Annotated in this window: 13 protein-coding genes; 9 read left to right on the plus strand and 4 right to left on the minus strand. The window is 68.1% G+C overall.

Annotated features, from left to right (window positions below; genetic code table 11):
- The first annotated feature begins 77 nt into the window (after nt 1–77).
- The 6 genes from DN069_RS28980 to DN069_RS29005 all read left to right on the plus strand — a co-directional run bounded on the left by DN069_RS28980 (nt 78) and on the right by DN069_RS29005 (nt 5,575).
- Complete coding sequence (locus DN069_RS28980) at nt 78–791, plus strand: SDR family NAD(P)-dependent oxidoreductase (RefSeq protein ID WP_111505920.1); 714 nt, start codon at nt 78–80, stop codon at nt 789–791.
- Nucleotides 792–1,089: 298 nt separating this feature from the next.
- The gene (locus DN069_RS28985; protein WP_111505922.1) at nt 1,090–1,971 is read left to right on the plus strand and encodes an alpha/beta fold hydrolase; all 882 of its coding nucleotides are present in this window, start codon (nt 1,090–1,092) and stop codon (nt 1,969–1,971) included.
- 111 nt (nt 1,972–2,082) lie between these two features.
- Nucleotides 2,083–2,748, plus strand: coding sequence for a hypothetical protein (locus tag DN069_RS39250; protein WP_133260071.1), 666 nt, complete (start codon nt 2,083–2,085; stop codon nt 2,746–2,748).
- Nucleotides 2,749–2,801: 53 nt separating this feature from the next.
- A complete protein-coding gene (locus tag DN069_RS28995; protein ID WP_165845690.1) occupies nt 2,802–3,716 on the plus strand; it encodes an aromatic prenyltransferase in 915 nt (304 codons plus the stop codon).
- 83 nt (nt 3,717–3,799) lie between these two features.
- A complete protein-coding gene (locus DN069_RS29000) occupies nt 3,800–4,585 on the plus strand; it encodes a class I SAM-dependent methyltransferase (RefSeq protein WP_165845691.1) in 786 nt (261 codons plus the stop codon).
- 90 nt (nt 4,586–4,675) lie between these two features.
- On the plus strand, nt 4,676–5,575 hold the full coding sequence (locus tag DN069_RS29005; protein WP_111505930.1) for an arylamine N-acetyltransferase family protein: 900 nt from the start codon (nt 4,676–4,678) through the stop codon (nt 5,573–5,575).
- Between the two features lie 183 nt (nt 5,576–5,758).
- On the opposite strand, the gene DN069_RS29010 is transcribed toward DN069_RS29005, so the two are convergent.
- From DN069_RS29010 to DN069_RS29025, 4 genes are all read right to left on the minus strand, one after another.
- Complete coding sequence (locus tag DN069_RS29010; protein WP_243639861.1) at nt 5,759–6,952, minus strand: PP2C family protein-serine/threonine phosphatase; 1,194 nt, start codon at nt 6,950–6,952, stop codon at nt 5,759–5,761.
- Between the two features lie 132 nt (nt 6,953–7,084).
- On the minus strand, nt 7,085–7,423 hold the full coding sequence (locus DN069_RS29015; protein WP_111505950.1) for an RNA polymerase-binding protein RbpA: 339 nt from the start codon (nt 7,421–7,423) through the stop codon (nt 7,085–7,087).
- Nucleotides 7,424–7,568: 145 nt separating this feature from the next.
- Nucleotides 7,569–8,345 carry a cupin domain-containing protein gene (locus DN069_RS42690; RefSeq protein WP_165845692.1) on the minus strand — a complete coding sequence of 259 codons (777 nt, stop codon included), beginning with the start codon at nt 8,343–8,345 and terminating at the stop codon, nt 7,569–7,571.
- Between the two features lie 238 nt (nt 8,346–8,583).
- Nucleotides 8,584–8,769 carry a YegP family protein gene (locus DN069_RS29025; RefSeq protein WP_111505932.1) on the minus strand — a complete coding sequence of 62 codons (186 nt, stop codon included), beginning with the start codon at nt 8,767–8,769 and terminating at the stop codon, nt 8,584–8,586.
- Nucleotides 8,770–9,136: 367 nt separating this feature from the next.
- Between DN069_RS29025 and DN069_RS41920 the strand changes: the two genes are divergently transcribed.
- The 3 genes from DN069_RS41920 to DN069_RS29040 all read left to right on the plus strand — a co-directional run bounded on the left by DN069_RS41920 (nt 9,137) and on the right by DN069_RS29040 (nt 11,813).
- Nucleotides 9,137–9,517: a cupin domain-containing protein gene (locus DN069_RS41920; protein WP_111505934.1), complete on the plus strand. Its 381-nt coding sequence runs from the start codon at nt 9,137–9,139 to the stop codon at nt 9,515–9,517.
- On the plus strand, nt 9,514–9,936 hold the full coding sequence (locus tag DN069_RS29035) for a hypothetical protein (protein ID WP_111505936.1): 423 nt from the start codon (nt 9,514–9,516) through the stop codon (nt 9,934–9,936). Before DN069_RS41920 ends, DN069_RS29035 begins: the two co-directional genes overlap by 4 nt.
- 575 nt (nt 9,937–10,511) lie before the next feature.
- Nucleotides 10,512–11,813, plus strand: coding sequence for a hypothetical protein (locus DN069_RS29040; protein WP_111505938.1), 1,302 nt, complete (start codon nt 10,512–10,514; stop codon nt 11,811–11,813).
- Nucleotides 11,814–11,989: the final 176 nt, after the last annotated feature.

The raw sequence follows: 11,989 nt of genomic DNA on the forward strand, positions 1-11,989 counted from the left end.
CCCGGCCGCCTAGCGTCGTATAGGCGACCGGTTGACTACCAGATCGGCGCGTAGCTCGTTCCCTCGGGAGAGTCGTCATGAATTCAGCAGACCGGAAGGTTGCTGTCATCACCGGTGCGGCGCACGGGATTGGCGCGGGCCTTGTGACTGGCTACCGCCGGCTCGGCTACGGCGTCGTGGCAACCGCGTGCGGTATCGAGGCGTACCAGGACTCCGACATGGTGACGGTCGAGGGAGACCTCGCCGACCCGGACACCGCAGTGCGGGTCGTCAAGGCGGGCCTCGGCCGCTTCGGCCGCATCGACGCCCTGGTCAATACCGTCGGGACGTCCACCGCCAAGCCGTTCACCGAGTACACGCCAGCGGAACAGGCGGCGGTGACCAACGTTGACCTAAAGGGTTTCTTCCGCATCACCCAGCTCGCCGTCGAGCAGATGCTCAAGCAGGGCAGCGGACACGTCGTCCAGATCACCTCGGGCATGGTGGATCAAGGCAGTTGGGGAACCGCCTCGGTGCCAGCCTCGGTGACTAGGGGAGGACTGCAGTCCGCCACGAAGGCACTGGCAATCGAGTACGCCAGCAAGGGCATCCGCAGCAACGCGGTCACACTCGGCGCCATGAGGAATCCGGTGCGCCCCGAGGTCTACAACGAGACGCTGGCCGCGATGCACCCGCTCGGCTGCCTGGGCGAGATCGAGGACATCGTCAACGCCGTGCTGTACCTGGAGAGCGCACCATTCGTCACCGGCGCGGTCCTCCACGTCGACGGCGGACACAACGCCGGCCACTGAAACGACAGCAGCATCGATGACGCATTCGCCATCTCAGGCCGTCAGTGCACTTTCGGCGCCGATGAAGGACCGCGTATTGGACGACCCGCTGGATCCCCGAACGGGTCCGGATCGCCATGAATCATCGATCACGCAGTCAATCAACTGATGTAAGCCTCGGCAATCCACGGGCACGATAAGTGGGGGTCCGCGCAGGCGGCAGAGGGGACATTGCTGAACCGCCTCCGGAATTCCCCTGACGTTCAACCGTCGTTCCTACGGCCTGAGCCGTGGTCCCTTTCACACCTGGAGTGAAGCGATGAACGAAGACTGGCGCCAGGATGGCATCCACCCCTTCCCGGCCGGGATGCAGTCGCATCAGATCGACACCAACGGAGCCAAGATCCACGTACGCGTCGGGGGACATGGTCCAGCCGTCGTCATGCTGCACGGCTTCGGCACAACGGGCGACATGTGGGGCCATCTGGCGAGCGCCCTCATCAAGGACCACATGGTTGTCGCACCCGACCTGCGTGGCCTGGGTCTCTCATCGAAGCCTGACGACGGCTACGACAAAAAGAATCAGGCCGCGGACGTCGTGGGCGTCCTCGACGCCCTTGGGGTACGCACCGCCGCACTGGCGACACACGACATCGGCATCATGGTCGGATACGCAGTTGCCGCCACCCACCCCGAGCGCGTAAGCCGATGGGTGGGGATCGACGCGCCGCTGCCCGGCATCGGACCCTGGGATCAGATCAAACAGGACCCGGCCATGTGGCACTTCGGCTTCGGTGGTCTGGACATGGAACGCCTGGTCGCCGGCCGCGAGCGCATCTATCTCGACCGCTTCTGGAACGAACTCTCCTCGGACCCGAAGCGGTTCGACGAAGCGAAGCGCCAACACTATTCGGCGCTCTACGCACAACCCGGCGCAATGCGAGCGAGCTTCGCCCAGTTCCTGGCGTTCAGCCAGGACGCCGCCGACAACGAGGCATTCCTCAAGCAAGGCAAGCTCCAGATGCCGGTCCTGGCCTTCGGCGGCGAAGCAACATTCGGCCCGCTGATCGGCACGGTGATGCGCAGTGTCGCCGACAACGTCGAAGACGCGATCATCCCGGACTGCGGGCACTGGATCACCGAAGAGCAGCCGCAGGCGACGACCAACCTCGTCGTCAACTTCCTCCGCCAGGCTGTATGAGGAGGAGACTTCCATGGCTCACCCCCTGCCCCGGCCTGTTACTGCGCATCAGGGGCACAAGCCTGCGCGACGTGCGGGCTATCGCAGTCGCACGACAAAGCGAGCGCAACGGTGACGACAGTCCGGCACAGCGCGCTGAACGCGGCGGACACCGCAGAACTGGAACGGCTCGTGCAGCGGGCGGCGCGTAGCCGGAGGAACGGACTGTTCCCAGTGATGGGCAGCCCTGGGACCGATCCGGATGCTGTGGCGGAGCTGGCGACCGACTGTGCCTTCGACCACGTGGCTACGCTCGTCTTCCCCCGCACAATCAACGAGGTCCGCGATTGCCTGACCACGTGGGGCTGGGTCTGCGCCCCAGCAGTCCCGAGCGTTGTGGTCCGCGGCCGCCTCGCCGCCCGCTACGCCCTGCGTTTGGAGGACCTGGATGTCTGGATCCTCCACGCGCGGAAGGAGGGGCACCCCAACTTGGAAGTGTTCTGTCTACCCGCAAATCGGGTCGTCGACATCGTGGCCGCGAGCGAAAGACGCGAGGGCAACGAGCGGCACTTGGCGCTGCTCGTCCGCAACCCCGCCCCAGAGACCCTGGACCGCCTGGCCCACCTGATGGTGGGGAGGCTCGGCATGGTGCCCGACGGCGGTGGCTACAACCCACACGAGGACCGAGCAGCCGGCGGGCGTAGCGTCCTGTACTTCAGGCACCCGCTCCGCGGTCGTCTGGAAGTGACCTGCGCTGGCGAGTTCTCCGACGTTCTGGATCGCCACCTCTTCTTGTGAATCACGACTCCATGTACTGGCGGAAGTTCGACTCTCACCGCAGTGAAGGAAACATGCCCGGATCGTTCAAATTCTCGTCCGCCCAGTTCCTCGCCGACATCCAAGCGACAGCACATGCCATCGGGGCCGACTACTGTCCGGAAACGACCCGCCGCATGCTCGACACCTTCACCGACGGATTCCACAACGGAGCGGTCCTGTGGCGTACCACCAGCAAACCCTCGGGCGCCCTCAACTACCGCTTCTACGAGCGCCGGTCCACCGACACCGTCGCCATCGCGACAAGAGCGGGACTCCTGAACGCGACCGATCCCGTGGCCCGGCTGATCAAGACGTGGAGCGGGCTGTACGCGGACTCCGCCGAGCTGTGCGACTTCGACGCTGCGGCCGGGCTCGTGAAGACGTGGGTGTTCCTGGGCGGTATGCGACCTGTGACCGACCTCCTCGTGGTCCCCGGGGTGCCCGAGGGAATCCGCCGCCACGAGGGCACCTTCGACAAGCTGGGCCTGACCTCAGTGCGGCACGTAGCAGTCGACTACCAACACCAGTCAGTGAACCTTTACTTCCGTACCGCCAAGGGATTCTCCCCGACGCAGGCGCAGCGGTTCCTGAGCCTCACCGGCGCCGAGTTGCCGACCGCGGCCGTGCTGGAGGACATCCGGGAGTTCACCGCCCCCTCGGGCTACACCTTCTCCGTCACCATGACGGGCGCGACAGGGAAGATCGAGCGCGTCGGCATCTACGCCCTCAAACTCCCAGCCGGCCGGTTCCCCACCATCGGAGACCGGCTGGAGGAGTTCTTCCGCGCTGCACCGTCGCGCGACGACGAGGAGATGAACGCCATCGCCTGGTCCTTCGGCGCCGAGGGCATGCAGTACCTCAAGGCAGAGCGGTCATACTGCGGCCGCCTGGTCGAACTCATGCAGGAGTGGGCCAGCCCTATGACTGACATCGGCTCGCGGGCGTGAACGGCGGCGAGCCAAGTAACGGAGGCGGCAGTGCCGGCGAACAGGCTATGCGACTCCCTGCCCGAGCCCATGGCGGTGAGGCAGTGAACGACTCCTACGCGAAGGGGCTGCTGGGCCACAGCACGGCCGGCGAATACGAGCGACTCCTCCTTCTGGAGAGGCTTTGCGACCCCGGCACAATCCGCATTCTCGAACGCCTGCCCATCACCCCGTCGTGGGCCTGTGTTGACGTCGGCGCGGGAACCGGCTCATTGGCCCGGTGGCTTGCGGAACGCTGCCCCGAGGGGCAGATCACCGCTACCGACCTGGACACCCGGTTTCTCGAATCCATGCCCCGACCCGAGAATCTGGCTGTCTCGCAGCAGGACGTCACGACGACAGACTTCCCCGCCAACTCTCTCGACCTGGTCCACGCTCGAGCGGTGCTGACCCATCTGCCTCATCCCGAAGGAGTGGTGAGGCAGATGGCGAGTTGGCTGAAGCCGGGCGGGTTTCTGGTGATCGAGGACCCCTCCTACCTCCCGGCCCAAGCATCCCCCTACCCCGACTTCGCGGCCCTCCTCGTCGCGTGCGAGCGACTGCTGGAGCGGACCCACGGCACCGACAACTCCTGGGCCAGGCGCATCCCCAGAGTCATGGCTGATGCAGGACTGACCAACCTCAAGATGTCTGCCGACCTGTCGGTGTGCGGCCGGGACGACTTGGAGGACGCGTACTGGAGGCAGTGCTTCTCTCAGGCATTCCCGGCCCTTGTGGCCTCTGGGCTGATGACCGAACAACAGATCAACCGGGCCATGGAGCACTTGGACCGACCGGAGTTCACCGACGTCGCCTGGATGATGGTCTCCTGCTGGGGCCAACTTCAATAACCGCCCTCGACCCGCTCCCCAGCACGAACTAGTCCAGCGCCGCGTTAATCCTTGGAGGATGTGCGGTGCGCTGCACTAGTGTCCGGGTCCATGACGTCGAAGACGAATGATCATCCCGACTGGGTCGCGCCGTACCTGGCCAGGCTCGGTGTCGACGCCCCGGGGTCCCTCGGCGCTCCGTCGCTCGACACCCTGCGCAGGCTTCACCGCGCGCACGTCGAGCTCATCGCGTTCGAGAACTTCGACATCCAGCTCGGACGCCCGCAGGGTATCGAACCGGCTGAGTCCATCGCCCGTATCCTGGCCGGCCGGGGCGGCTACTGCTTCAACCTGAACAACGCCTTCAGTGAGCTGCTGACCGTCCTCGGGTACGACGTCACCATGCATCGCGGCCAGATCAACGGCTCCGTCGCGACCGCCAAGGCGACCGCCGACGAATACGTCACGCACATGGCCCTCACCGTCGTCATCGACGGCGAACGCTGGTCGGTCGACGTCGGCCTGGCCAACTCCCACCACGAGCCCATCCCGCTTCGGGAAGGCGTCCACGTCCAGGGTCCCTTCCGCTTCGAACTGCGGCCGCTGCCGGAGATCGGCCCGGACGCCTGGAGGTTCTTCACCGATCCGGAGCAGACGACCTTCCACAGCATGGACTTCACCCTGGCGCCGGCCACGTGGGAGGACTTCCGCAGTTGCCACGACGATTTCTCGACATCGCCGAAGTCTCCCTATGTCATGTGGTTCGAGCTCTTCCGCCGCGACGCGGACTGCGCCGAGTTCGTGCTGGACGACGAGTTCACACGCGACGAGGGGGCCGGACGGCGCACGACGCGCATCCTCGAATCCGCCGAGGAGCTGTTCGAGATCGCAACGGACGTGTTCCACCTGGACCTGTCGAACATCGACCACGCAGACCGCGCTGCCCTGTGGGACCGCATCCAGCGCGCGGGAGCGGAGTGGCGAGCAAAGCAGCAGTTGGCCGAGAACTAGGCCATGATGAAGAGGGTTAAGGCCGCGGCTATGAGGGCCGCAGCAGTCGAGGTGACGGCCAAGGCGATATCGATCCCGGTAACGCCCCGACCTCGTTGGGCCGGAGCTGTCTGGCATCCTGGCCAGAGCGATGCGCGTGATCTCTGCGCCCTTGTCGTTGAAGCGGCAATAGCGGCCTGCCGCTCACGTGAGCTTCCGGACTCCCGCGGTCGGCAGGCCGGTCCGCTCCCCATCTGACGGCTGCTGGACGGCGATCGCGGCCGCGTCGTCGCCGAGGCGCCCCCGGCAGTGGGCCAGCAGGTCCTGCTTAAGGTGCCGGAGTAGAGCATCCGGCCGCTGGCCCGCCCACGTGGGCACGCGTTCCGCCAGCGGGTAGAACTCGCCGTCCGGGTTGCGGGCCTCGATCACGCCGTCGGTGTAGAGGAGCAGGGTGTCGCCCGCCTCGAAAGGGGCGGTGTCCTCGGTGTAGGAGGTGAGCGCCAGCATGTGCATGCCCAGCGGCGGAACGGGGTGGGTGCTTTCCAGGAACCGGGCCTCGCCGTTGTGGATCAGCAGCGGCGGGGGGTGCCCGCAACTGGTGATCTGCACGGTGGGCCCGTGGTCCGGGATATGGAGCAGCAGGGCCGTGATGAAGTGCTCCGCGGCATGGGCGTAGTCGTCCACGAAATCGGCCAGGTAGCGGCTGACACTGAGGTCGAGGGCAGCGGCGAGCTCGGACAAGGTGGCGTTGCTGTCGGCGGCTTCGCGGAAGGCACCGATCAGCAGGGCGGACTCGCCGACGGCGGTCAGACCCTTGCCGCGGACGTCTCCGATGATCATGCGGGTGCCCTGCTGGGTGCGGGTCGCCGTGTAGAGATCCCCGCCGATCTCGGCCTGGTCCGCGGCAGCCAGGTAGAACGAGCCGACCCGAAGGTCTCCCAGACGGTCAGGGAGCGGACGCATGAGTGCGCGCTGTGCCGCTTCGGACACGGCCCGTACCTGTTCCAACTGCTGCTGCCGCCGGTCGCGGATCCGAGTCAGGAGCACCACCAAAGTCGACAAGGCAGTGGTGGCGAGGATCTGGACAGCCTCCTCGCGCTGCACGGCCAGCACGTCCAGGTGGGCGGCGATGTATGCCTGGGCGCACACGGACAGCAGTCCCACCGCTGCCGTGAGCCACGCGCCGCCGACGAGCGCTGCGATCAGGGGAGCCAGGATGAGAAGAACCCCGTAGTGGACATCGTCGGGCGTCACCACGTCGAAGACCGTCACTGCGATGATGAACCCGATCGGGATCAGGACCAGCGCATGACGCCCACGCCATGCCGGCCAACGCAGACGGCTACCCTGCCACGTTCCCACACGTCCACCATGCGCTCTGCCGGCCCGCCGCTCCACAGGATGCAGCGCAGGCGGCGGTCGCTCAGGGGCTCCCCCCGCCGACGGCGGTGAAACGGACGCGGCCCCTGGACGGACGGGCATCATCCGCGGCCACCCCTTTACTGGCCGGAGTCCTGCGCCGCGGAGCGCTCAGATCGGTCCACGCAGCTTGGCCAGGGCTTCGTTGAGCAGGATCTCGCCCTCCTCCTGGCTGCGGCGCTGCCGGACGTAGGCGAGATGCGTCATGTAAGGGGTGTTGACGCTGGGAGAGGGCACGTTGTCGGGGTCCGGTCCGGCGGGCAGCCCGCATTTCGGGCAGTCCCAGACGTCCGGCACTTGGGCCCCCACCGCGAAGTGGGGCTGGATGTGATGGCCATTGCCGCACCAGAAGGACACCGCGGCGCGGGCCGCGAGGTCACCGCGCTCGGGCTCCCCCATCGGCCCCGACCCGATCCGGGCGCCCCGGATGCCCGTACGTCCCTGTGCCATGTGCGCCTCCCGAGCCAACGTGTCCACGCCTCAGATGTGCATGGGAACGCCCAGCGTACGGTCATCGCGCCCGGCGGGCGGATCGCCCGCCCGTCTCGGCTGGGCAACGTGTCTCGGGCCGAGGGGCGCCTCCCGTGGCATGCTTTCAGGTCCCTTCCCCATAGTGGAGCGCGCCCTGCCAGTCCACGGCTACGACGGGCTCGTCGCCGACCACCCACGCGTCGTGACCGGAGGGCAGCACGGTGATGTCGCCCGCCTTCGCGTCGAATTCGGTCCCGTCGGCCATGCGGATCCGGATCGTCCCGGACACGTGGTACTGGAAGTGCGGTGCCTCACACCACTCCGTGCCCGCGATCGGCTTGACGTCCTTCGACCAGCGCCAGCCCGGTTCCAGGACCAGGCGGCCGACCACCCCGCCGCCCGCGTTGATGATCTCCGCGCGACCGTTGGGGAAGGTGCGGATCTCGTCCGGGGCCGCGAAGTCCAGGTGCTCGGCCATGGCGGCCGCCGGCGCTGCCTGCGGTGCCTGCGGTTCCGTGGGTTGGTTGTTCTCGTCCCAGGCCTGCAAACTCGTCTGCGTGATGATGCGCCCGTCCCGCAGATCGAGCATCGAGGTGGACAGAACTCTCGTCCCGTCCGGGTAACGGCACTGCTCCAGATACGCCGCGTGGCTGCCGTCGGCGGAGACGACGACCTGCCCCAGCTGGTGTTCCATGTCCCGGCTGCACACGTCGTCGAGGAACTCGCCGATCGCCGCCGTGCCCGCGATCTCGTGCGGGTGGCTCGGCTGGTCGCGGTGGTCCACGACGGTCATCCGAGCGTCCTCCGCGTACAGGCCGCGCAGGGCCAAGGCGTCACGGCCCTCGATACCGCGGCGCAGCGTTTCGATGTCGAAGATCGGACTGCTCTGTGTCGTGCTCACTGGCTGCCACCTCCGAACTACGGTGGGCACCCCCACCGTGCCAATGCGCTGGCGTCCGAGGTGTCCCGGCCACCGACAACGGCTGCCGGTAGGTACCCAAATGAATCCAGACTCCGTCGCTCGTGCCACGGAACAGTTCAGCCGCACCAGGCCGGTCCGAGGAGGGTGCGGCGACGAGTCGACGATCGGTCGCGCTCCCGGTCTGGGGCAGAACCGTGGACCTCAGCCAAAAGGCTGGTCACGCTGCCTTGGCCTCGACGATGTCCGCCTCCGCGGCGGCGCGCTTCACAGCCTCACACCCACGCTCGGCATTCGCCTTCGTCGGGTATCCCTCACCAGACGCGACGACCTCACCGTTGCCGGCCTTGAGCCGGAACCGCCACTGATGGGCCTTGTCCTGGTAGACCTCGAAGTGTGCGGACATGCCGCCTCCCGCCGTGCGCCGGAGTTGTCGTGCCCTTTCAGCGTGCGACCGCAGGCGCGGGTCGGCATCTCGGGATGATCGGCCGCACCAGCCGCTCCGACGTGCTGGCAGGCCAGAGCTACTCGCCCGGACCGCCGGTGTGCGCGGCCACCTCGGCGCTCGGACGGGCGATCACGGTGGCGGGTCCACAGGTGGACGGGCAATGCGGCCTCCCTCTGCCCGTGGCTCCTGCGCCCCGTCATCGTGGGTCCGCTGCGGCAGCGGCGCGGCGCCAGTGCCCAGACGCCGCCGTCGCTGTGACCTCACGGTGTGACGCCGCGACTTCACGCCATAGGGGTGACGGCATCAATCGGCATCGGAGGTCATCATGCCGCGCACACGCAAGGAACAGGCACCGCTCCTGGTCGACTCACCGGTCATCCAGGGCCGGTACGCCGAGCTCGACAACTACACGGTCTCCTTCGAGACCTTCCCCCAGGACGCCGACGGCACACCGGCCTTCATCGGGCTGCCCGATGACCGCTGCCAGTGTCCGCACTGGGGCATGGTGCTCTCCGGCCGGCTCCAGCTGCGCTTCCGCGACCGGACCGAGGACTACATGGCCGGCGACGTCTACTACGCGCCGCCCGGACACGTGCCGGTCGTAGCAGCCGGGACCGAGACAGTCGAGTTCAGCCCGACCGAGAAGTTGCGGGAGACGACGGCCGTCGTGGCCGCCAACATGAGCCACGCCGGAGGCACCCGGTGAGCACCGTGCAAATCAGCGCCGACAGCACTGCCCGGGAGTTGGCCGACAAGCTCGTCACGTTCCTGGAAACCGGCACCGCGCCGCAGGGACTGTTCATGCCGGACGTGTTCGTCGACTTCACCCTGCCGCAGTGGCGACTCCAGGCACAGGGCGCCCAGGAGGCGATCGCACTGCGCGCCGCCGGCCACCCCGGGCCCAGCCGGGTCCCCCGGTCCCGGCTCGACGCCACCGCCACCGGGTTCGTCCTGGAGGTCGAGGAGCAGTGGGAGCAAGACCAGGAGTCGTGGTACTGCCGGGAGCTGTTCCGTGCCGATGTGTCCGACGGGTCGATCTCCCAGCTGTCGGTGTACTGCACCGGCGACTGGGACCGGGCTCGCGTCGCCGAACACCACCGCTCGGTGCGCCTGCTCAAGCCCTGAGAACGCACCGGACGGCAGTAGGATCTGATCATGGACCCTGCGGCCGAGCGGGCCGCCGCCACCCGGGCGGCGCTGCTGGACGCCTACGTCCAGGCCCGCGAGAGCGGCGACGCCGAACTGATGGCTGCGGCAGCACTCGACCTGCCCTCCAGCCAACGCTTCGGCACCCACCCCGGTCAGCTGCCCGCCCTGATCCACGAGGCCTACACCGCGGCCGCCACACCGGTGAGCCGCTGCCGCCTCGCCGCCGCACTCGCACGCGCCTGGGTATACGGAGGTGACGCCCAGCAAGCGGTGGCCTTCGCCCGCGAGGCCCTGGCCCTGGCAGACGGCCTCGGCAACCCGGAGGTCACCGCCGACGCCCTCGACGCCGCGCTGGTGGCCCACTGGGGTCCCGACGACTTCACCCAGCGGCTGGCGCTGTCGGCCCGCCTGGCCGATACGGCGGCCCATCTCACTGATCCAGCACGCCGGCTGACCGCCGCCCTGTGGCGGTTGACCACCGCGTGGGAGTCCCTCGACGTGGTCGCGGTGCAGCGCCAGCTGCGCGCGCTGGACCTGCTCGCCGAGGAGACATGCTCTCCCGCTACGCCTTCTTCGCCGCCTCGCGCCGGGCCATGCACGCCCTGGTCGTCAACGACCTCAACACGGCCGATCGACTCATCGCGCAGACCGCCGAGCTGGGCGAGCAGGCCGCCGAGCCGGACCTGGAGGCGGTCGTCCACAGCCTGGCCGCGGCCCGCGCCCGGCAGACCGGGGACGTCGTCACCCTGCGCAGCGAGGCCGCCGCGTTCGCCGCCTTCGGCGCCGCCGAAGGAGTGCCCTCGGGGTCGGCCGAGGCTGCGGCGCTCTGGCTCGCCGCCGACGAACCCGACCGCGCGCTGGCGCTGCTCGACCAACTCGCCGGCGGCGGGCTCGACACCGTGGCGCGCGACGTCGACTTCCTGCTCACCGTGACCTCCCTGGTCCAGGTCGCGGCTGAGCTGCACGTCCACGCCGTCCTCGAGGACGGAGTCCGCCTTCTGGAGCCGTTCACCGGCCGAGCGGTGCTCAACGCGGGCGCGGTGATCTTTCATGGTGTGGTCGACGACTACCTTCATCGCGCCGAACAGTCGCTCAGTCGCGAGGGTGCGGCGACACGTCGGCGCCACACCGCCACCTCCTGCTATCAGCGGATCGGTGCCGACTGGTGGCGCGAACGGCTGAGCGTTCCCGAGGCTCGGCCCCCGCGGGCCCGGGAGCTCACCGCCCGTCTGCGCCAGGAAGGCGACCTCGGCTGGGTAGTCGGCAAGAACGGCTCCACCTTTGTGCTACCCGACCTCAAGGGGCTGCACTACCTGCGAGAACTGCTCCGCAGGCCGGGTGTCGAGATCAGCGCGCTTGACCTGTCCGCCATCGCGCCAGGTCACACACCGATCGTCGTGGACGATTCGGGGGCCGGAGAGGTTATCGACAATCAGGCCCTGGTGGCCTACCGCGAGCGGCTGCGCGAGATCGACGCCGAACTGGACGACGCCGAACCCTGGACCGGCCAGGCCCAGCTCGACCGGCTGCGCGACGAGCGCGAGGCTTTGCTCGCCGAGGTTCGGGTAGCAACCGGCCTTGGCGGACGCCGCCGCCACTTCGGTTCGACCCACGAGAAAGCCCGCGTCGCCGTGCGCAAGGCGATCGCGTCCGTCCTGGACCGCATCCAGCAGCACGACGACGCCCTCGCCCGGCTGCTGCGCGACACCGTCCACACTGGCACGTCCTGCCGCTACGACCCGGACCCCACCCGGCCGGTGATCTGGCAGCTCGACCCACCGGGACCCGAGCCAGGAACTGGAAGCCGGGCTGACGTCGGTCCCAGCGGCGAAGCGGGCTGTGGGATGCGGTGACCCGGCTCGGTCCTGGCCCCAATTGGCCTGGCGGTCCGTTTCCGCGAACTGCTCGGACACGACCGCCGCGTGACGGATTGCTCGACCGCCCATCGACCAAATCCGGCGCCCATTCGGACCGATCGGAGACAAGGCGGTAACAGTACGTCAGGAACTAGCTGTTCTGACCACGGAGG

Source organism: Streptacidiphilus pinicola (assembly GCF_003258295.1).
GTDB lineage: Bacteria > Actinomycetota > Actinomycetes > Streptomycetales > Streptomycetaceae > Streptacidiphilus > Streptacidiphilus pinicola.